Annotated in this window: 18 protein-coding genes; 7 read left to right on the plus strand and 11 right to left on the minus strand. The window is 70.0% G+C overall.

Features of this window, described 5'->3' with window-relative positions; all coding sequences use genetic code 11:
• Positions 1 to 11 precede the first annotated feature (11 nt).
• Entirely contained in the window at positions 12 to 440 is a 429-nt protein-coding gene (locus ACQP1N_RS29170) for a CoA-binding protein (RefSeq protein ID WP_433227681.1), read from the plus strand.
• Here the strand turns inward: ACQP1N_RS29170 and purE are convergent.
• Positions 437 to 931 carry a 5-(carboxyamino)imidazole ribonucleotide mutase gene (purE, locus tag ACQP1N_RS29175; RefSeq protein WP_067804729.1) on the minus strand — a complete coding sequence of 165 codons (495 nt, stop codon included), beginning with the start codon at positions 929 to 931 and terminating at the stop codon, positions 437 to 439. The two genes, ACQP1N_RS29170 and purE, sit on opposite strands and share 4 nt — an antisense overlap.
• 48 nt (positions 932 to 979) lie before the next feature.
• Entirely contained in the window at positions 980 to 2,116 is a 1,137-nt protein-coding gene (locus tag ACQP1N_RS29180) for a 5-(carboxyamino)imidazole ribonucleotide synthase (RefSeq protein WP_433232844.1), read from the minus strand.
• 296 nt (positions 2,117 to 2,412) lie between these two features.
• Here ACQP1N_RS29180 and ACQP1N_RS29185 point away from each other — a divergent pair, with 296 nt between their 5' ends.
• Positions 2,413 to 3,003: a GtrA family protein gene (locus ACQP1N_RS29185; protein ID WP_084263353.1), complete on the plus strand. Its 591-nt coding sequence runs from the start codon at positions 2,413 to 2,415 to the stop codon at positions 3,001 to 3,003.
• Positions 3,004 to 3,044: 41 nt separating this feature from the next.
• Here the strand turns inward: ACQP1N_RS29185 and ACQP1N_RS29190 are convergent, their stop codons facing one another.
• From ACQP1N_RS29190 to glgX, 5 genes are all read right to left on the minus strand, one after another.
• The gene (locus tag ACQP1N_RS29190; protein ID WP_067804733.1) at positions 3,045 to 4,316 is read right to left on the minus strand and encodes an ATP-binding protein; all 1,272 of its coding nucleotides are present in this window, start codon (positions 4,314 to 4,316) and stop codon (positions 3,045 to 3,047) included.
• Between the two features lie 102 nt (positions 4,317 to 4,418).
• Complete coding sequence (locus tag ACQP1N_RS29195; RefSeq protein ID WP_026402549.1) at positions 4,419 to 5,090, minus strand: response regulator transcription factor; 672 nt, start codon at positions 5,088 to 5,090, stop codon at positions 4,419 to 4,421.
• Between the two features lie 123 nt (positions 5,091 to 5,213).
• Positions 5,214 to 7,004 carry a malto-oligosyltrehalose trehalohydrolase gene (gene treZ / locus ACQP1N_RS29200; RefSeq protein ID WP_433227682.1) on the minus strand — a complete coding sequence of 597 codons (1,791 nt, stop codon included), beginning with the start codon at positions 7,002 to 7,004 and terminating at the stop codon, positions 5,214 to 5,216.
• Entirely contained in the window at positions 7,001 to 9,331 is a 2,331-nt protein-coding gene (gene treY / locus ACQP1N_RS29205) for a malto-oligosyltrehalose synthase (RefSeq protein ID WP_433227683.1), read from the minus strand. Before treY ends, treZ begins: the two co-directional genes overlap by 4 nt.
• Positions 9,332 to 9,370: 39 nt before the next feature.
• A complete protein-coding gene (glgX, locus tag ACQP1N_RS29210; protein WP_433227684.1) occupies positions 9,371 to 11,557 on the minus strand; it encodes a glycogen debranching protein GlgX in 2,187 nt (728 codons plus the stop codon).
• Between the two features lie 229 nt (positions 11,558 to 11,786).
• On the opposite strand from glgX, the gene ACQP1N_RS29215 reads away from it, so the two are divergent.
• Together ACQP1N_RS29215 and bfr are read left to right on the plus strand one after the other, a co-directional pair.
• Positions 11,787 to 12,083, plus strand: coding sequence for a (2Fe-2S)-binding protein (locus ACQP1N_RS29215; protein WP_084263354.1), 297 nt, complete (start codon positions 11,787 to 11,789; stop codon positions 12,081 to 12,083).
• A 77-nt stretch (positions 12,084 to 12,160) separates the two neighbouring features.
• Positions 12,161 to 12,658: a bacterioferritin gene (gene bfr / locus ACQP1N_RS29220; protein ID WP_067804738.1), complete on the plus strand. Its 498-nt coding sequence runs from the start codon at positions 12,161 to 12,163 to the stop codon at positions 12,656 to 12,658.
• Between the two features lie 3 nt (positions 12,659 to 12,661).
• Here the strand turns inward: bfr and ACQP1N_RS29225 are convergent, their stop codons facing one another.
• Both ACQP1N_RS29225 and ACQP1N_RS29230 read right to left on the minus strand, forming a co-directional pair.
• Positions 12,662 to 13,684 carry an adenylate/guanylate cyclase domain-containing protein gene (locus tag ACQP1N_RS29225; RefSeq protein WP_067804741.1) on the minus strand — a complete coding sequence of 341 codons (1,023 nt, stop codon included), beginning with the start codon at positions 13,682 to 13,684 and terminating at the stop codon, positions 12,662 to 12,664.
• A gap of 123 nt (positions 13,685 to 13,807) precedes the next feature.
• Positions 13,808 to 14,674, minus strand: a complete 867-nt coding sequence (locus ACQP1N_RS29230) for a biotin--[acetyl-CoA-carboxylase] ligase (protein ID WP_433227685.1) — start codon at positions 14,672 to 14,674, stop codon at positions 13,808 to 13,810.
• 71 nt (positions 14,675 to 14,745) lie between these two features.
• Between ACQP1N_RS29230 and ACQP1N_RS29235 the strand changes: the two genes are divergently transcribed.
• Complete coding sequence (locus tag ACQP1N_RS29235; protein ID WP_433227686.1) at positions 14,746 to 15,519, plus strand: enoyl-CoA hydratase/isomerase family protein; 774 nt, start codon at positions 14,746 to 14,748, stop codon at positions 15,517 to 15,519.
• Positions 15,520 to 15,578: 59 nt separating this feature from the next.
• Here ACQP1N_RS29235 and ACQP1N_RS29240 read toward each other — a convergent pair whose 3' ends face one another.
• Together ACQP1N_RS29240 and ACQP1N_RS29245 are read right to left on the minus strand one after the other, a co-directional pair.
• Positions 15,579 to 16,340, minus strand: coding sequence for a DUF6879 family protein (locus tag ACQP1N_RS29240; protein ID WP_306303191.1), 762 nt, complete (start codon positions 16,338 to 16,340; stop codon positions 15,579 to 15,581).
• A 74-nt stretch (positions 16,341 to 16,414) separates the two neighbouring features.
• Complete coding sequence (locus tag ACQP1N_RS29245; RefSeq protein ID WP_433227687.1) at positions 16,415 to 17,218, minus strand: helix-turn-helix domain-containing protein; 804 nt, start codon at positions 17,216 to 17,218, stop codon at positions 16,415 to 16,417.
• Between the two features lie 228 nt (positions 17,219 to 17,446).
• Here ACQP1N_RS29245 and ACQP1N_RS29250 point away from each other — a divergent pair, with 228 nt between their 5' ends.
• Together ACQP1N_RS29250 and ACQP1N_RS29255 are read left to right on the plus strand one after the other, a co-directional pair.
• Positions 17,447 to 18,550 (plus strand): radical SAM protein, encoded by a 1,104-nt coding sequence (locus ACQP1N_RS29250; protein WP_433227688.1) that lies wholly within the window; start codon positions 17,447 to 17,449, stop codon positions 18,548 to 18,550.
• Positions 18,547 to 19,089: a class IV adenylate cyclase gene (locus ACQP1N_RS29255; RefSeq protein ID WP_067804757.1), complete on the plus strand. Its 543-nt coding sequence runs from the start codon at positions 18,547 to 18,549 to the stop codon at positions 19,087 to 19,089. The genes ACQP1N_RS29250 and ACQP1N_RS29255 overlap by 4 nt, the downstream gene beginning before the upstream one ends.
• Positions 19,090 to 19,279: the final 190 nt, after the last annotated feature.

A 19,279-nucleotide genomic window follows, 5' to 3' on the forward strand; every position in this document is an offset into this window, starting at 1 on the left:
TTGTCGTGGACATGGCTGACGAATTCGCCGACCAGGACGTGATCCGGCGGCTGCTGAACGAGTCCGGGACGTGGGCGTTCGTCGGGCTCGGCGACAACCCCGAACGCGAGGTCCACAACCAGGCCCGGCTGATGCAGCAGCGCGGGAAGCGGATCATCCCCGTCCACCCGGCGGCGCGGGAGGTGCTCGGCGAGCGGGGGTACGCGTCGCTCGCCGACGTCCCCGGCGAGGTGGACGTCGTGGGCGTGTACCGGCGCGCCGAGCACGCCGGGCAGGCGGTGGACGAGGCGATCGCGGCCGGTGCGAAGGCGGTGTGGCTGCCGCTCCAGGTGATCGACGAGGCGGCGGCCCGGCGCGCGAAGGACGCCGGGCTCGACGTCGTCATGAACCGCTGCCCCGCCGTCGAATGGGCCCTGCGCCGCCGGGCCCCGCGCGGCTAGAGCTTCTCGCGGAGCCGCGCGCCCTTCGCCTTGGCCTGGCCGTAGAGGTCCTTCTGGAAGACCGTCATCTTGGCCCGCAGCCCCTCGTCGGAAGCGGCCAGGATGCGGACCGCCAGCAGTCCGGCGTTGCGGGCCGCGCCGACCGCGACCGTCGCGACCGGCACGCCGGCGGGCATCTGGACGATCGAGAGCAGCGAGTCCATGCCGTCCAGATACTTCAGCGGGACGGGGACGCCGATCACCGGCAGCGGAGTCACCGAGGCCAGCATGCCCGGCAGGTGCGCGGCCCCGCCCGCGCCCGCGATGATCACCCGGAGGCCGCGGGCCGCCGCGTCCTCCCCGTAGGCGATCATGTCGTGCGGCATCCGGTGCGCGGACACGACGTCGGCCTCGTAGGGGACGCCGAACTCGGCGAGCGCCTGCGCGGCGCCCTCCATGACGGGCCAGTCGGAGTCGCTGCCCATCACCACGCCGACGACCGGCTCACTCATTCGTGCCTCCTTTGGGGGTCGACCCCCACGCCGCCCGGTTCACTCCGCTCATTCGGTGCCTCCAGCAGGCCCCCACCGCAGGTAGTCGGCGGCGTGCCGGGCGCGTTCGCGGACCTCGGCGAGGTCGGCGCCGAGCGCGGTCACATGGCCGATCTTGCGGCCGGGACGCGACTCCTTGCCGTACATGTGCACCTTGACGGCCGGGTCGTGCGCCATCACGTGGATGTAGCGGGAGTAGACGTCCGGGTCGTCCCCGCCGAGCACGTTGGCCATGACCGTGTACGGGGCCGTGGGTTCGGTGGAGCCGAGGGGCAGGTCGAGGACGGCGCGCAGATGCTGCTCGAACTGCGACGTCCGGGCGCCCTCGATCGTCCAGTGCCCGGAGTTGTGCGGGCGCATGGCCAGCTCGTTCACCAGGAGCCCGGTGCCGGTCTCGAACAGTTCGACGGCGAGGAGGCCGAGGACGCCCAGCTCCTCCGCGATGCGGAGGGCGAGGCTCTGCGCCTCGGCGGCCAGGTCCTCCGGCAGGCCGGGCGCGGGCGAGATCACCTCGGTGCAGATCCCGTCCTCCTGGACGGTCTCCACGACCGGGTACGCGGCGCCCTGCCCGTACGGGGAGCGCGCGACGAGCGCGGCCAGCTCCCGCCGGAACGGGACGTGCTGCTCGACCATCAGGTCGACGCCCTCCGCCTGCAGCCGCTCCACCAGGCCGGACGACGGCTCGTCGACGATCCAGACGCCCTTGCCGTCGTAGCCGCCGCGGGTGGCCTTGAGCACCAGCGGCCGGCCGTGCTCCTCGGCGAACGCCGCCAGGAAGGCCCCGGGATCGGACGACGGCACGTGCGCGTACGCGGGGCACGGGACGCCGAGGGCGCTGAGCCGCTCCCGCATGACCAGCTTGTTCTGGGCGTGCGCCAGGGCGGCCGAACCCGGACGGCACGGGACGCCCGTGCCCTCCAGCTCCTGGATGTGCGGGCCCGGGACGTGCTCGTGGTCGAACGTCACCACGTCGCAGCCCTTGGCGAACGACAGGAGATCGTCGAGGGACCGGTCGTCGCCCACCCGCACGTCCGACACGGCCTTGGCCGCCGACTCGTCCGACGCCCCGGCGAGGACGCGCAGCGACACGCCGAGCGCGATCGCGGCCTGCTGGGTCATCCGGGCGAGCTGGCCGCCGCCCGCCATTCCCACCACGGGCATCTCGCCGCGGCGTGCCGGGTCCAGGGCGGCATCCCCTCTCGGAGGGCGCTGAGCTGTCACATCAGAAGGTTATCGGCCGCCGGACCCGAACGAATCCGCCGCCGCCGGCGTCATAGGTGTGTGAGGATCTCGCGGGCGGGCAGGGAACGTCCGGAGAGCAGGAAACGTTCATGTTCCGACGTCCCCGCGGCAACGGGCGTCTATTCTCGTGGTGCCCCGCATCACCCGCCGCGCCGTCGGCCGTGGCGTGCAGACGAAGCCCGGAAGGACGGTTCCCCTTCGTGAGCCTGGTCGCCAATCTTCATCGGCGGTTCGCGCACCTCGTGCAGGAGATCGCCAAGTTCGGCAGTGTGGGCGCGATCGCGTTCGTCATCACTGTCGTGATCGGCAACGGCCTGCACACGGGGCTGGACGTGGGTCCGCTGACCTCCAACGGCGTCGCGACGATCATCGCCACGACGTTCTCCTACCTGGCGAACCGCTACTGGACGTTCCGGCACCGCGACCGCACCGGCCTCGGCCGCGAGTACGTGCTGTTCTTCGCGCTGAACGGCATCGGACTGGTGATCACCGAGCTGTTCATCGGCTTCTCCCACTACGTTCTCAGGCTGGACGGCGCGGTCTTCTACAACATCGCGCTGGTCATCGGCACCGCCGTGGCGACGCTGTTCCGCTTCTGGTCGTACAAGAAGTGGGTGTTCCTCCCGGCGGACGCCCCGAGCGTCGACCCGGCCTCCGGCCTGCCGGAGGCCCCGTCCGGCCCCATCCCGGAGGGGCCGGGCATCCGCCGGGCGACCCTCCACCCCGGCCCGGCATCCGGCCTGGGCCACCCCCTCGACTCGCACGCCGCCGGGGACTACGCCGAGATCTGAACGCCCCCGGGTCGCCGCGGGGGCGCGCGTCCGCGGCGGGCTCATGCTGGGCCCATGACCACTCGTTCTTCGGCCAGGCGGGCATCTGCGGCCTGGCGCAGGAAGATGCCGAAGACGGCGGGCCGGGACTGGATGAGTTCCAGGCGGCCACCGTCCACCACGGCCAGGGAACGCGCGAGGTAGAGGCCGAGGCCGGTGCCGTGTCCGCCGCTGACACTGCGGTCGAAGATGCGGGGCTCCAGCTCGGACGGGATCCCGGCGCCCTCGTCGCCTACCTCGACCACCACCGAGCCCGCGCCCGGCTTGGTGTGGATGGTGACGGTGCCGGCGCCGTGCGCCAGCGAGTTCTCCAGCAGCGTCGCGACGATCTGGGAGAGGCTCTCGGGGTTCGTCAGGCCGACGAGCCCCTGCTCGCCGATGATCCGCACGTCCCGCCCGGCCTTGCGGAAGCTGGGCCGCCACTCCTTGACCTGCTGGGTGATGATCTGGTCGATCGGGGACGGGACGGCGCCGCCCGTCGGGTCGTGCCGGGCGCGGGCGAGCAGCTGCTCGACGACGGCGACCAGGCGTTCGGTCTGCGCGACGGCGGCGGCGCCCTCCTCCCGGACGACGTCCGGATACTCGGCCGCCTCGATCATCTCCTCCAGCCGCATGGACAGCGCGGTCAGCGGTGTGCGGAGCTGGTGGCTGGCGTCGGTGGCGAACTGGCGGCCGGCGACCACCAGGTCGGTGATGCGGACGGCGCTGCGGTCCAGGACCTCGGCGACCTGGTCGATCTCCGGGATGCCGTAGCGGCGGGGACGCGGCCGGGCGTTGCCGCTGCCGAGCCGGTCGGCGGTCTCGGCGAGTTCCCGGAGCGGCAGCAGGAGCTTGCGTGCCTGCACCATCGCGAGGCCGACGGTGACGGCGACGCCGAGCAGCGCCAGGCTGCCGATCAGCAGGATCAGCCGCAGCGCGGTGTCGCGGATCTCCGGCTCCGGGCGCGACACCCGCACGCGGATCGCGCCCTGGGTCGCGGTGGCGCTGAGGACGCGGCCGCGGCGCGGCGGCCCGGCGGTCACCGTGCGGCCGTCCGGCATGGTGATGGAGATGTGGCGGCCGGGATATTCGCGCGCGATGAGCGCGCTGTTGAAGGGCCGGTGCGCGGCCAGGCCGTACCCGACGCCGCCGGCGATGGAGGACGCCTCCCGGTCGAGCGACCGGCCGGCCTCCTCGTAGACGAGTTTGTGGGCGGCGTAGGCGAGGGGTATGCCGAGCAGGAGGATCGCGACCACCGCCACCGCGAGCGTCGACAGGAGGAGTCGGCGCCTCATCAGGGCTCCTTTGAGGGTGGGGCCGCGGACCGTACGGCATGCGGCGTCCGGGGGCCTCTCGGGAAGGCCCCGGTCGTCCCGCACGGCCGGCGGCGGGCGGTGCTAGTCGCCGCGCTCGAACCGGAAGCCGACGCCCCGCACCGTGGTGATGTAGCGGGGGCTGCCGGCGTCGTCGCCGAGCTTGCGGCGCAGCCAGGAAATGTGCATGTCGAGCGTCTTGGTGGAACCCCACCAGTTGGTGTCCCACACCTCGCGCATGATCTGTTCGCGGGTCACGACCTTGCCCGCGTCGCGGACGAGGACGCGCAGCAGGTCGAACTCCTTCGTGGTGAGCTGGAGCTCCTGTTCTCCCATCCAGGCACGGCGCGACTCGGCGTCGATCCGCACTCCCTGGACGATCGGGGTCTCGGTGCTGCCCCGGCGCAGCAGCGCCCGCACCCGCGCGAGCAGCTCGGCCAGCCGGAACGGCTTGGTCACGTAGTCGTCGGCGCCCGCGTCCAGCCCGACGACGGTGTCGACCTCGTCGGCACGGGCGGTGAGGATCAGGATGGGCACGCCATGCCCCTCGGCCCGTACCCGGCGGGCCACCTCCAGGCCGTCCAGTTCCGGAAGGCCGAGATCAAGGACGATCAGGTCCACGCCGCCGCCGAGCGCCCGCTCCAGCGCCTGCGGGCCGTCCGGGCTGACTTCGACGGTGTACCCCTCGCGACGCAGCGCGCGGGCGAGAGGCTCGGAGATGGACGTGTCGTCCTCGGCGAGCAGTACTGAGGTCATGAACCGATCGTATGACCAATCTTGACCCTTGCCCGGCTGCCGCCGCGCTCTTGACCTGCGGTTTGCCACTCATAGTACATTTGCGAACACGACATATCCGTTAGAACCCGGATCTAGGCCGCATCACGCGTGTCCAGAAGTCAGCGAAAAAATCGCGGCGGACGCGCCGGGCAGCGCCACCGAGGTGGGTCCGGAATCGACGGTTTCGTCCGCATCAAGGTGGATTGCCGGGTCGGATGCGAGCAGCAGCCGGGGACGGCCGCCCGGCGGCGCGGCCGGCAGGACGAGGGGGACGCCGCCGAAGTTCGCCGCCACGCACACGCCGCCGCGCCACATCATCAGCCAGCGCGCCCCGTTCTCGTCCGTCTCGACCCTCGCCGCGGTCAGCCGGGGGTCGTTCAGCTCGGGCGCGGCGCGGCGCAGCGCGATCAGCGAACGATGCCATTCCAGCAGGTCGGCATGGTGCGGGTCGTCCGGCTCGGCCCAGTCGAGGACCGAACGCCGGAAGGTTTCCACAGCCTGTGGATCGGGAACCCCGTCCACCCAGCCGTGCCGCGCGAACTCCCGCCGGCGCCCCTCGCTGACGGCACGGGCCAGTTCAGGGTCACGATGGTCGGTGAAGTAGCACCACGGGGTGGAGGCGCCCCATTCCTCGCCCATGAACAACATCGGCGTGAACGGTGCGAGCAAAAGCAGTGCCGCGCCCACTTTGAGCAGCCCTGGGGACGGCAAAAGGGGGCCGATGCGGTCGCCCGCTGCACGGTTGCCGACTTGGTCGTGGTTCTGCAGAAAGCCGAGGAAACGGTGTGCGGGTGTTTCCCCGACGTTCACCGGGCGCCCATGACGCCGCCCCCGGTAGGTCGACATCGTCCCGTCGTGGACGAAGACCTTGGTAAGGGCCTTCTTGAGCGTTTCCAAAGAGCCGAAGTCGCAGTAGTAGCCCTGGCGCTCACCCGTGAGGGCCGCGTGCAGAGCGTGGTGGAAGTCGTCGCTCCACTGCGCGTCCAGCCCGTACCCGCCCGCCTCTCTGGACGTCACCAGGCGCGGGTCGTTCAGATCGGACTCGGCGATGAGGAAGAGTTCCCGCCCCAGGTGGGCGGACTCCGCGGCCACGGCACGGCTCATTTCTTCGAGGATGTGCACGGCGCCCTGGTCGGTGATGGCGTGGACGGCGTCAAGGCGCAGCCCGTCGAAGTGGTAGTCGCGCAGCCACATCAGCGCGTTCTGCACGACGAACGCGCGGACCTCGTCCGAGCCCTCCTGGTCGAAATTCACCGCGTCGCCCCAGGGTGTGGCATGGGCGTCGGTGAAGTACGGGCCAAAGCTCCCGAGACGATTCCCGTCCGGGCCGAGGTGGTTGTGGACGACGTCCAGGATGACCGCCAGGCCGCGAGCGTGAGCGGTGTCCACGAACCGTTTCAATCCATCGGGACCGCCGTATGGCTCATGGGGCGCCCAGAGGTGCACACCGTCGTAACCCCATCCGTGGTGACCGGGGAAGGACGCGACGGGCAGCAGTTCCACGGCGTCTATCCCGAGCGCCACCAAATGGTCGAGACGTTCGATGGCCGCGTCGAACGTCCCTTCGAGGGTGAACGTGCCAACGTGCATCTCGTAAAGGACGCTGCCGGGGAGCGGACGGCCGTGCCAGTGCTGGTCCGTCCAGGCGAACCGTTCGTGGTCGTAGACACGGCTCTGACCGTGGACGCCGTTGGGCTGCCAAGGCGAACGCGGGTCGGGTAGTACCTCGTCCGCACCGTCCAAGGCGAAGCCGTAGTCCGTCCCATGGCCGGCGTCGGCGACGTCCGCCTCCCACCAGCCGGAGTCCTTCGCCTCCATGGGATGCCGCGTGCCGCCGGTCACGACCTCAACGCGCCCGGCGGCCGGGGCCCACACCGTGAAACGGGTGCTCACCTGTCGATCTCCCTGGGAACGAGCAGCGCGACGGGCAGATGCGCGAAGACGCGGTCCGCGTCCAGGATCGGGCCCATGTGCGTGCAGCCGGTCAGGACGTCCCGCCAGCCCTGGTGGCGGACGTCCACCCGCGTGCCGTCCCAGCCGCCGCGGCGCTCCAGGCCCACGGGCAGCCGGGTGGCGAGCGCGACCGCGTCGCCCCGCGCGAACCCGATCAGGTGCTCGGCGGCGGGCCCGCGCGCGGCGACCGGCTCGTGCCGCGAGCCCGGCCCGAACCACTGCGGATGCGCCCGGCGCAGCCGCAGCGTCCGCGAGGTGACCAGCAGTTTCTCGTCGTCGACCTCCCTCGGCCTGCGGCCGGTGTCGAGCCGGGCGAGATGCTCGCGGCGCCGCCCGTAGTCGACCGGCCGCCGGTTGTCGGGGTCGACGAGCGACAGGCCGGTCAGCTCGCAGCCCTGGTAGACGTCCGGGACTCCCGGCATCGCCAACTGGACGAGCTTCTGCCCCAGCGTGTTCACGCGCGCGTAGGGGGCCAGCTTCGCAACGAACGACGTCATGTCGGTGACGAGGTCGGCGTCGGCCAGCGTGTCCCGCACATGGGCGAGAACGGCCTCCTCGTAGCCGGCGTCCCGCTCGATCCAGGACGTGCGGGTCTTGGCCTCACGCATCGCCTTGGTGAGGAACTCCTCCAGACGTCCCTGGGTGATCGGCCACGCGCCGACGAGCGTCTGCCAGAGGAGGTATTCGAGGTCGGGCTCCAGCGGTGAGGGGCTCGGACCCCATGTCCGCCAGCGTTCGACCGCTTCCACCCACTCGCCCGGGAGTTCGGCCAGCACGGACAGCCAGGCCCGTACGTCCTCCTCCCGCTTGGTGTCGTGCGTGGACAGCGTTGTCATCGTCAACGGCCAATCGCGCGCGAGCCTGATGCAGTGCGCGTGGAAGTCCTCTGGGCTGACGGAGAACCGCCCTGGGGCGCCGCCCACCTCGTTCAGCGCGGCCATGCGGTTCCACCGGTAGAAAGCCGTGTCCTCCACGCCTTTCGCCGCGAGCGGCGCCGACGTCTGCTGGAACCGGACGATGAACTCGGCGTCGGTGCGCTCACCACGTCCCAATGCCAGGTCTACGACGGCCTCCACGTCGTCATGCAGGTGCTCGGGCAGATGGGCGCGAGCCCGTCGAGCGGCCTCGTTCAGGACGTCCACGGCCTGCTGCGGTGCGTCCTCACCCGGCACGACATAGGCGCGGTAGACGGGCATGGCGACGAGCAACTCGAACAAGGCTCGCTCCAAGCCGGGCCGGTGTTCGCCCACAACCCGCCGGAGGACGCGCAAGAGCCAGTCGATCTCCGGCTTCAGCCCGTGTGTGGCGGCATACCGGCGGGCCTCACGCTCGACCTCTTCGAACTCGGCCGGATTGCCCGTCAGCGACACGTAGTAGTCGGTGAGCGGCTTCTCCCCCGCCGGGTCGAGGAACAGCCCGCCGACCATGCCGAGCGAGTCGTAGCCGGTGGTGCCCGCGCACGGCCAGTCCGGCGGCAGCCGCTCCTCCCCCTCGGTGATCTTCTCGACGAGCAGCCAGCGGTCCGGCGCCGCCTCCGCCAGCCGGCGCAGGTAACCGCGCGGGTCGGCGAGCCCGTCCGGATGGTCGATGCGCAGGCCGTCCACGAGGCCCTGCTCGACCAGGCCCAGCAGCAGCCCGTGCGTGCGCCGGAAGACCTCCGGGTCCTCCTGCCGCAGCCCGATCAGCCCGGAGATGTCGAAGAACCGCCGGTAGTTGGGCTCCCCCTCACCGGGCAGGACGACCCGTCCGCCGCCCGCGTCCCAGTCGATGTCGAACCACTTCGCGAAGGGCGAGCGCGGACCGTCCGCGAGGACCTCCGCGAGCGGCAGGTTCAGCTCGTGCGGCTCCGGGATCGCCATGTGGTTCGGGACGGCGTCGACCAGCACCCGCAGGCCGTGCGCGCGGAACCGGGTCGCCATGGCGCCGAACGCCTCCGGCCCGCCCAGCTCCTCCGAGAGCCGGGAGTGGTCGACGACGTCGTAGCCGTGCGCGGACCCTGGCGCGGCCTGTAACACCGGCGACAGGTAGACATGGGACACGCCGAGGGACGCCAGGTAGGGAGCGAGCGCGGCGGCCTCGGCGAATCCGAAGCGCCCCTCGGGCGTGCCGCGGAGCTGGAGGCGGTAGGTACCGGACGGCGGTGCGGCGAGAGCGTCCTCGGCGGGTACGGCGGTCTCGGCGCTGTGGTCTTCGGACACGGTTTCCTCTGGGGGGTCGGCGGGGAGCGGGTCCTCGGGAACGGGTTCGGCGTGCATGTCGTCGTGCATGGCGTGGTCACGTCGTCGGGTGCATGGCGGGCATCGTCCTCAGACCCGGCGCAGGACCTGGATCGACCGGGCGTGGACCGGGACGCTCTCGCGGGCCTTCACGACCGGCGACTCCTCCTCGGCGAGCAGCGGGTCGGCGGTGTCGAGCACCTTGCCCCACAGCTGCCCGTACACGGCGGGCGGAAGCGTGAACACCAGGTCCCCGTCGTGCGCGTTGAACAGGAGCAGGAACGAGGCGTCCCGGACCTGCCGCCCGCGCCGGTCGGGCTCCCCGATCGCGTCGCCGTTCAGGAACACGTTCAGCGACTTGTTGAAGCCCGCCGACCAGTCCTCCTCGGCCATCTCCCTGCCGTCCGGGGTGAACCAGACCAGGTCGGGCAGTTCCTCGGCCTCCGCTTCGGCCTGCTCCATGCCGCGGGCGGCCTGGTGGGCGGGCTTCGTCCCCTGGCCACCGACGAAGAACCGCCGGCGCCGGAACACCGGATGCTCGGTCCGCAGCTTCGACAGCCGCCGGACGAAGTCGAGCAGCGGGCCGCGTTCGTCGAAAAAGGTGTCGTCGCGCAGGCCCGTCCAGTCGACCCAGGAGAGCTCGCTGTCCTGGCAGTAGGCGTTGTTGTTGCCGCCCTGGGTTCGGCCTATCTCGTCGCCGTGCAGCAGCATCGGGACGCCCTGCGACAGGAACAGCGTGGTCAGGAAATTGCGTTTCTGGCGTTCGCGGAGTGCGACGATGCCCAGGTCGTCTGTCGGGCCCTCATGGCCGCAGTTCCACGACCGGTTGTCGTCGGTGCCGTCCCTGTTGCCCTCCCCGTTCGCCTCGTTGTGCTTGCCGTCGTAGGAGACGAGGTCGTTCAGCGTGAACCCGTCATGGCATGTCACGAAGTTGATCGAGGCGATGGGGCGGCGCCCGTCATCGGCGTACAGGTCGGACGAGCCCGTCAGCCGGGACGCGAAGCCGGGCATCACGCCCGGCTGCCCGCGCCAGTAGTCGCGCATGGTGTCGCGGTACTGGCCGTTCCACTCCGTCCACAGCGGCGGGAAGTTCCCGACCTGGTAGCCGCCCTCCCCGATGTCCCACGGCTCGGCGATCAGCTTCACCTGCGAGACCACCGGGTCCTGCTGGACGAGGTCGAAGAACGCCGCCAGCCGGTCCACCTCGTGCAGTTCGCGGGCCAGCGTCGCCGCGAGGTCGAACCGGAACCCGTCCACGTGCATCTCGGTCACCCAGTACCGCAGCGAATCCATGATCAGTTGCAGGACGTGCGGGCTGCGCATCAGCAGGCTGTTCCCGGTGCCCGTCGTGTCCATGTAGTAGCCGGGGTCTCCGTCGACGAGCCGGTAGTACGAGGCGTTGTCGATGCCCCGGAACGACAGCGTCGGCCCGAGATGGTTGCCCTCGGCGGTGTGGTTGTAGACGACGTCCAGGATCACCTCCATGCCCGCCTCGTGCAGCGCCTTCACCATCGCCTTGAACTCCAGCACCTGCTCGCCCCGCTGCCCCGACGACGAGTACTCGTTGTGCGGCGCGAAGAAGCCGATGGTGTTGTAGCCCCAGTAGTTGCGCAGGCCGCGGCTCGTCAGCGCGTCGTCGTGGACGAACTGGTGGACGGGCATCAGCTCCACCGCCGTCACCCCGATCGACCGCAGATGATCGATGATCACCGGGTGGGCGAGGCCCGCGTACGTGCCGCGCAGCGCCCGCGGGACGCCGGGATGCCGGGCGGTGAGGCCCTTGACGTGCGCCTCGTAGATCACCGTCTCGTGGTACGGGATGCGCGGCGGGCGGTCGTCCCCCCAGTCGAAGTACGGGCTGACGACCACCGACCGCATCGTGTGGGCCGCGGAGTCGGCGTCGCCCCGCGACCACGGGTCGCCGAAGCGGTAGCCGAAGCAGGACTCGTCCCGGTCGACCGCCCCCTCGACGGCCTGCGCGTACGGGTCGAGGAGCAGTTTCGCCGGGTTGCAGCGCCGCCCGCTCCGCGGCTCGTACGGCCCGTGCACCCGGTACCCGTACCGGCGGCCCGGCATGACGCCCGGCAGATAGCCGTGCCAGACGAACGCGTCCACCTCCGGGAGCGGGAACCGCGTCTCCTCGCCGTCGCCCGCCGGCCCGTCGAACAGGCACAGCTCCACCCGTTCGGCCGCCTCGGAGAAGACGGCGAAGTTCGTCCCCGCACCGTCGAACCGGGCCCCGAGGGGGTAGGGGTCGCCCGGCCAAACCTGTGCCACTGTCCCGCCTCCCGTCCATGCCGCGCCGGGCCCCGCGGCGCGGGACCCGGCGGCGCACGCGGGAAGCCCTTCCCCGTGAGGGGTGGCTCACACCGATCGGGACCCCACTGGCCAGAACGGACATTCGTGAACTACATTAGGGGAGCCTAACCTTAATGAGGGCGCCCTAAGCGTCCCGGGGTGAGGCGCGTCGAGCCCGTATGAGCCGCACGGAAGGTCCCCTACCGGCATGTACGTCTGCATCTGCAACGCCATCACCGAAGATGACGTACACGGCTGCATGGCGAGCGGCTGCACGACCGCCAAGGCCGTCAAGTCCGCGTGCGGCTTCAAGCCCGGCTGCGGCATGTGCACCAAACGCATCCACACCATGGTCAGCGAGTACCGGACGGCGAACGAACTGGCGGACGCCCTGACCGGCGGCCCGCTCGCGCTGACGGCCGTCCCCGAGCCCGTCCCGTCCGCCGCGTCCGAGCCGACCGGGCCCGTCGCCGCCGAGGGGACCGCGCCGCCGACCGCCGCCTGAGCGCCCCCGCCACGCGGACACGCGCCGTATCCGGGTTATCGACGCCCTGAACCGGCCGCCGTGGAAGCATGGAGGGCATGGAAGGCGACAAGGACATCATCGCGCTGCTGAACGACCAGCTCACCGCGGAGCTCACGGCGATCAACCAGTACTTCCTGCACTCCAAGATGCAGGAGAACTGGGGCTTCACCCGTATCGCCAAGCACACCCGCGACGAGTCCTTCGACGAGATGCGGCACGCCGAGCGGCTCACCGACCGGATCCTGTTCCTGGAGGCCCTGCCGAACTACCAGAAGCTCGGCACGCTGCGGATCGGGCAGACCGTCTTCGAGCAGCTCAAGGCCGACCTGGAGGTCGAGTTGGAGGCCGTCGCCCGGCTGCGTCCCGGCATCGAACTGATGCGCTCGCGCGGCGACATCACCTCCGCCCGGATCTTCGAGGACATCCTCGCCGACGAGGAAGAGCACATCGACTACCTGGAGACCGAACTCGGCCTCGTCGAGGCCCTCGGCGAGCAGAACTACCTGCAGCGCCTCACCGGCTCGCCCGGCGAGGACGGCCCCAGCCCCGTCTGAGCCCTACGGCGTCTCCGGCTCCGGCTCCCGCCCGGTCTTGCGGCGCAGCACGTACGGCTGGACGATGCCGAGGCCGCGGACCGGGCGCCGCACGATCCGCGTCACCTGGTAGGCCGGTTCCCCCTCAAGCTGCGCCGCCAGCTCACTGTCGATGACGACGGCCCCCGGACGGGCGAGCGAGGTGAGCCGGGCCGCGAGGTTCACCGTCGTGCCGAACACGTCGCCCATCAGCGGCAGGACGGGCCCGTACGCGACGCCGACCCGCACGTCCGGGACCTCCGTCTCGTCCTGGATCGCCGCCGCCACCGTCAGCGCTATCTCCGCGCCGACCTGCGGAGTCTCCGCGCTGAACAGCACCTCGTCGCCGAGCGTCTTCACCAGCCGGCCGCCGCAGGAGGCGATGATGTCGGCGGCGGTCTCCTCGAACCACTCCACCACCCGGGCCAGCTCGATCTCCTCCAGCTCCCGGCTGACCTGCGTGAACGACACCATGTCCGCGAAACCGACCGTGGTCATCGGCCGGCCCGCCGGGTCGCCGTTCTCCCGCGTCGCCGCCCCGGCCAGCGCCCGCGTCCCGGCGGCGGCGAGCTGGCGCCGCCAGGCGTGCACCACCAGCGGCTCGAACTCGCCGATGTGCTTCTCCGCGATCTCCACGACCGTGTCGACCGCCTCGGCGGACGGCGTGTCGTGCGGGTCCGGGGTCAGCATGCTGCGCAGCAGGTTCACCTGCCACTCCGCGAGCCGGGTCATCGTCTGCCCGAACGCGCGGACGAGCCGGATCACGCCGTCCTCGTCCAGGATCCCGTCGTCCACCAGCCGGCGGAGCCGGTCCAGGGCCGCGATGTCGCCCTCGGTGTAGGCGATCGCCTCGTCCGGCATCGACGGGTAGCCGAACGCCCGCCATATCCGGCCGGCGAACTCCCGGGACACCCCGGACAGCCGGACGGCGTCGACGCGGTTGTACCGCAGCTCGCCTCCGAGCAGGAGCTCTTCGATCTCCTTCGGATCCGGCAATCCGGCCGCCATTCTCCGCCCCTCAGTCCGCCGCCGCCCCGGGCCGGGGCGGCGGCGTCCCACCTCGGTACCAGGACATATCGTCGCAGATCAGCAATCGGATCAACGTCCGGACCGCGGATCGCCGTTCCCCGTTCACCGGACGTGCACGACATCGCCCGCGCTGACCGCGCGCTCCCCGCCCGCCGCCGCGACCACCAGCCGCCCCGTCCCGTCCACGTCCCGCGCCGTCCCGGTCAGCCGCTCGCCGCCGGGCAGCTCCACCCGGACCTCGCGCCCGAGCGTCGCGCACAGGTCCCGGTAGGCGGTACGCAGGCCGCTGCGCTCCGGATCACCCTCCAGCGCCGTCCACTCCCGGTACCAGGTGGCGAACTCGCGCAGGATCGCGCGCAGCAGCGGCGCCCGGTCGCTCAGCGGCGCGCCCTCGATGGCCAGGGACGTCGCGGTCGGCACCGGCAGCTCGTCCTCCCGCAGCCCCACATTGAGGCCGACACCGATCACCAGGCCGCCGTCGACCTTCTCGGCGAGGATCCCGGCGAGCTTGCGGTCCCCGACGAGCACGTCGTTGGGCCACTTCAGCCGGGCGTCCACGGTCACGTCGTCCCTCGCGCCGAGGAACCGCTCCCCCTGCTGCGACCAGGCGGTCATTCTCCTGATGGCCGTGGCGACGGCGACCCCCGTCAGCAGCGACGCCCACCCGAGGACCGGCACCGGCACGGCGGGCCGCAGCAGCATCGAGAACATCAGCCCGGACCGCGGCGGCGCCGTCCACGTCCGCCCCAGCCGGCCCCGGCCCGCCGTCTGCACCTCGGTGACCAGCACGGTCCCCTCCGGGGCGCCCTCCCGGGCCCGCACCGCGAGGTCGGCGTTGGTGGAGCCCGTCTCGTCCACGACCCGGATCTCCCGCCACAGCCCGCCGTCCCGGACCAGCGCCCGCCGCAGCGCCCCCTCGTGCAACGGCGGCCGCTCAAGATCCCCATAAGCTGAGTTCACCCCTCCCATCCAACCCCACCCCCGGCCCCGATGCCGGGCGCCGTGCGGGAACACACCGGACGCTCGTTAGGGTGCTGGCCATGAATGGTGTGACGCTGCGGCGCGACGGGCACGTCGCGGAGATCGTGCTGGACCGGCCCGAGGCGCTGAACGCCCTGTCGACGGCGATGGCGCGGCGCCTCGCGGACGTGTGCGGCGAGGTGGCGGCGGACGCGGGCGTCCGCGCGGTGGTGCTGAGCGCGGCCGGTGCGAAGGCGTTCTGCGTCGGCGCGGACCTCAAGGAACGCAACGCGATGACCGACGAGGAGATCTTCGCGCAGCGGCCGGTCTTCCGGGCCGCGTTCGGCGGCGTGCTGAACCTGCCGCAGCCCGTCATCGCGGCCGTGCACGGCTTCGCGCTCGGCGGCGGCTGCGAGTTCGCGCTGTCCGCCGACCTGATCGTCGCGGACGAGACGGCCGTGTTCGGGCTGCCGGAGGTGAGGGTCGGCCTCGTCCCCGGCGGCGGCGGAACCCAGCTCGCACTGCGCCGCCTCGGCCCCGGCAGGGCCGCCGACCTCGTCTTCACCGGCCGCCGCCTCGGCGTCGAGGAGGCCCTCGACTACGGCCTCGCCGACCGCAAGGTCCCGGCGGGCACGGCCCGCGAGGAGGCCCTGGCCCTGGCCGCCGTGATCGCGCAGAACTCCCCGGTCGCCGTCCGCGCCGCCAAACGCGCCCTCCGCCTCGGCGGCGGCGTCGGCCTCGACGCCGGCCTCGACCTCGAAGAGAACGCCTGGCGCACCGCGGCCTTCTCCGCCGACCGCCGCGAAGGCATCGCCGCCTTCACCGAAAAGCGCACCCCCAACTGGCCGTCCTGACCCGCCCCCTCCGCCCTACCGGACGACGGCGCAGCATTCCGCAGGTGATGCAGGGTGAGCTAGCGCGCGAGCTTGTATTCCTCGTGTGGGATCGCCCGCTCCCACACCATTTCGAACGCGGCCACGCACTGGACGACGGCACGTGGATCGGAGACGAACTCGTACTGCTTCAGACTGGATCCGTCGCCCGCACTGAAGTTGAAGCGCACCAGTCGCTGGTCGAACATCCAGAAGTCGGCGCCGGGAAGCATCAGGTCATATGCCTGCCGCCGCGGCAGCCACCGTACCTCCTCGCCGGCCTTGATGTTCATGCGGGTGACCTCGTGCTCGAACGCAATGTAGTCCGTCACCGGCTCCGACACGATGCGCGCCCGCCGCACCTTCACCCCACGCGTGACCGCCGAGCCGATCAGGTCCAGCCACCGCCGCCAGTCCTCCTCCTTTCCGACTGACTCCCCGGCCTTCCAGCGGAGGAATTCCTCGTCGGTCGGCTGATAGGTATCGCGCATCTCCAGGTGCACCGCCGACCGTGTAGTACCTGCGAGCAAGTCAGCGAAGCTCGGCGTTCCGGTCCCTTGACGTGCTTGTTCGTAGGACGCGGTTGCCGCTTCCTGCAGGATGTCCGCCATTCGGGCGGGCTGCCAGATCACGGCTTCGTCGGCGCCGAGTACGCCGTGTCCGGTCACTTCCTTGATGATCTCAGGATCGGTGACGATGCGGCCTTGATGGTAGAAGTCACCGCTGTTGCGGTCCCGGAACGTGGCAGGACACTCCTCGTCCTTCGATTCAGGATCTTTGCCGACGAAGTCCAGATCCGTCATGGGGAGAAACCTCCACATATTTGTTCGATCGAGAGACCGTCCATATTGACTTTCACCCTATGTGCGGGGGCGCGTCAAGGTCGGCTTTCAAGGTCGGCGAGCACTACCGCGATCAGCTCGCGGACCGGCCGCCCGTAGACCGAGAGCCCCGACAGTCGCTCCCATGCCTCCACATACATGCCGACCTCGTACGGCTGCGTGATCGTAAGATATCCCGATACGAGCTCCACAGAGACGGCGTCGGTGTCGCTCATGGTGAAAGATTCATCCGGCGACACCCCGCGCCGGTCGGTGTTGCGGGGAATCACCCCAAAACTGACAGTGGGCAGGCGGATCACCTCCAGCAGGTGCCGGAGCTGCTCGGCATGAGTCCCAGGAGTGAACGGGCGGTACCACAGCACGTCCTCCTCCACCACGAACAGAAATCTCTTGCCGGGTCGCCGAAGCACGTGCTGCCGCGCCATCCGTTCCGCAACTGCCTCGGCCACGTCGTCCACCGCGACGTGCTGTTCCATCCGGGCCTGTGTGAGGTAGGCAGTGGTAAGCGCCTCCGTTTGAAGGAGGCCGGGGATCACCTTCGTCTGGTAGACGCGGTGCACCCGAACCCGCTCGTACTTCTCGCGGACCGACTCCTGCACACGTTTCAGGCCCGCACGGGTCGCTTCTTTATGCGTCTCCCACATGTTCGCAGCAGCTCGCTGCTCGGCCAGCAACTCAGCCAACCGCTGCTCGTTTGCACCGGAGATCCGGCACCATATCCGCACGTGATCGACGGTGATCGTCCGGCGGCCTTTTTCGATCATGCTGACCAGCGACGAGTCCGCCCACCCGGCCCGCCGCGCGAACTCCACTCCCGACAGGCCGGCGTCGGCGCGCATCTCACGGAGTTGGCCGCCAAGACGCTCACGTGCGGCCTGCACCGACGATGACGAGACGGTAGGTGGCATCAGGCGTACTCGTGGCCGCCGCATTGATCGCGGCGGGCCGCGGTTGACGAGGTCCGACAGCGTTGGCCCGAGGTCACGATGTCAAAGTCTGTCAAATTTCTGGACCGTAGTCAGGTGGATGGCGGTCAATGGCAGGGTGCCCAAGCAAGGAGGCTCCCGATGCCCATGGCCATCCACGTACGCCGCGATCGGACACTACGTGTGAAGGTAACCGACGCCTGCGGACTCACATGCGACTTCTGTCATAACGAGGGCACCCCGGTGGCAGTGGATCAGCCGAAACAGCGGCGCATCCCCTTGCCGATCGCAGAGGGCGGTCGCTCTGGGAGAGTGTCGATCTACGCTGCGACCAACGGTGCGAAGTTCATCCCGGCCATGATGCTGCCCGACGAGGCATTCACTTCGGCATTGGTGTCGATGCGGGACCGGCTCGACATCGGCGAGGTCCACCTGACCGGCGGAGAGCCGACCCTGCACCCACGGTTGCCGGAGTTGATCACGATCGCCCGTACGCTCGGGCTGACGGTGGCGATGACGTCCAATGGGCAGAATGGCGCGCGGCTGATCCCGCACTGTGCCGACGCTGGGCTGTCGCGCGTCAACTTCTCCATCTTCGGCACGACAGCGGCCGAGCCGGCGAGTGTTCAAGGTGCCCGCTACGCCTCCATCCGGAGCGCGCAGCGCAAATTGGACGATCTGGCCGATTCCATTGACGCCGCGATCAAGGCCGGTGTCCCCGCGAGCGCAAATCTCGTCGTCCCCGGCTACTCTCACAAACCACGAGTGATCAACCTGCTCGAACATTACTCCATGCGGCTGTCGATCCGGCTCCTCAATTCCCTCGATGAGGGCGTGGCATCGATCAAGGGTATCCACGGCATCCTCCGAGATCTCGGAGCCGTGCCAGTGGAGCGGCTGCTGATCGCGGGGACGTCCAGCGCTCGAACCGTCTACCGCCTGCCTTCCGGGCGGCTCGTCCACTTCAAGCAGATCCGGCCGGTGCCCCTACCACGCACCTGTTCCTCCTGCCGCTTCAGCAACGATCGTGAATGCCAGGAGGGCTACTATGGGCTGCGCCTCTACCGGGATCGCGAAGGCCGTTACCAGGTCGGCGTATGTATCCAGCGCATGGACCTGTGCCAGCCGGTCGAGCAGTTCGTCACTAGTGAGATAGCGGGGGAAGTCCTGCGCTTTCGGGAGACCGAGTACGCGGCCTTGAGGGAGAATCTCGACTACCGTCCGCCTGACAGAGGAGAGCGATGAGCGACATCGAACACGAGGCGCGTGTCCTGGCGATCGATCCAGCGCGGGTGGCCGACCTGATCCTTACGAAGGGGGGTGAGCGGACCGTACCGGATAGGCTGATGCGTCGTTACGTCTACGACATCACGCCCGGGGATCGCACCCGGTGGATTCGGTTGCGGGACACCGGCAGCGAGGTCACGCTGACCGTCAAGGAGATCACCGATGACGGCATCTCCGGCACCCGTGAGACCGAAGTGACAGTGTCGGACTTTGAGACGACCAACACGCTCCTCGGCCTGCTGGGATATCGGCCCAAGAGCTACCAGGAGAATCGGCGGGAGTCTTTCTCTCTCGATGGGGCGCGTCTGGAAATAGACCATTGGCCGCTCATCCCGCCGTACCTGGAGATCGAAGCCGACACGGCCGACGAAGTCCACCGTATCGCCGGCCTACTCGGCTTCCGCGAGAATGACCTGACCGGCGAGAACACGATCAAGATTTACCGCCGCCACGGACACGACCTGAACAAGATCCCGGAGCTCCGCTTTCGCACATGAGACCAGCAGCTTCACGATAGGAGCGCAACAGCGCGCCGAACGTACACAGAAGCGGATCTCGGGTGAAGTCGCCGGCTGGCATGAGGGCAACTCATAATTGTCCGCGCACGGATTTTGATTGCTGCATGATTGCTGCCAGTTCGCAGCCGGCCATATCCAGAGGCGCCAGTCCGAATTGACGTCATCACCT

Origin of the sequence: Actinomadura formosensis (assembly GCF_050948385.1) — a bacterium.
In the GTDB taxonomy this organism is placed as follows: domain Bacteria; phylum Actinomycetota; class Actinomycetes; order Streptosporangiales; family Streptosporangiaceae; genus Spirillospora; species Spirillospora formosensis.

What these genes read in the sequence shown, in the direction of transcription:
- ACQP1N_RS29230 (WP_433227685.1), bottom strand. Translation starts at nt 14,674, where the DNA reads ATGGGAGGGGTGAACTCAGCTTATGGGGATCTTGAGCGGCCGCCGTTG.
- ACQP1N_RS29190 (WP_067804733.1), bottom strand. Translation starts at nt 4,316, where the DNA reads ATGAGGCGCCGACTCCTCCTGTCGACGCTCGCGGTGGCGGTGGTCGCG.
- ACQP1N_RS29240 (WP_306303191.1), bottom strand. Translation starts at nt 16,340, where the DNA reads ATGACGGATCTGGACTTCGTCGGCAAAGATCCTGAATCGAAGGACGAG.
- ACQP1N_RS29215 (WP_084263354.1), top strand. Translation starts at nt 11,787, where the DNA reads ATGTACGTCTGCATCTGCAACGCCATCACCGAAGATGACGTACACGGC.
- bfr (WP_067804738.1), top strand. Translation starts at nt 12,161, where the DNA reads ATGGAAGGCGACAAGGACATCATCGCGCTGCTGAACGACCAGCTCACC.
- ACQP1N_RS29235 (WP_433227686.1), top strand. Translation starts at nt 14,746, where the DNA reads ATGAATGGTGTGACGCTGCGGCGCGACGGGCACGTCGCGGAGATCGTG.
- ACQP1N_RS29170 (WP_433227681.1), top strand. Translation starts at nt 12, where the DNA reads ATGGCTGACGAATTCGCCGACCAGGACGTGATCCGGCGGCTGCTGAAC.
- ACQP1N_RS29195 (WP_026402549.1), bottom strand. Translation starts at nt 5,090, where the DNA reads ATGACCTCAGTACTGCTCGCCGAGGACGACACGTCCATCTCCGAGCCT.
- ACQP1N_RS29250 (WP_433227688.1), top strand. Translation starts at nt 17,447, where the DNA reads ATGCCCATGGCCATCCACGTACGCCGCGATCGGACACTACGTGTGAAG.
- treY (WP_433227683.1), bottom strand. Translation starts at nt 9,331, where the DNA reads ATGCACGACGACATGCACGCCGAACCCGTTCCCGAGGACCCGCTCCCC.
- ACQP1N_RS29245 (WP_433227687.1), bottom strand. Translation starts at nt 17,218, where the DNA reads ATGCGCGCCGACGCCGGCCTGTCGGGAGTGGAGTTCGCGCGGCGGGCC.
- ACQP1N_RS29180 (WP_433232844.1), bottom strand. Translation starts at nt 2,116, where the DNA reads ATGGCGGGCGGCGGCCAGCTCGCCCGGATGACCCAGCAGGCCGCGATC.
- ACQP1N_RS29225 (WP_067804741.1), bottom strand. Translation starts at nt 13,684, where the DNA reads ATGGCGGCCGGATTGCCGGATCCGAAGGAGATCGAAGAGCTCCTGCTC.
- purE (WP_067804729.1), bottom strand. Translation starts at nt 931, where the DNA reads ATGAGTGAGCCGGTCGTCGGCGTGGTGATGGGCAGCGACTCCGACTGG.
- ACQP1N_RS29255 (WP_067804757.1), top strand. Translation starts at nt 18,547, where the DNA reads ATGAGCGACATCGAACACGAGGCGCGTGTCCTGGCGATCGATCCAGCG.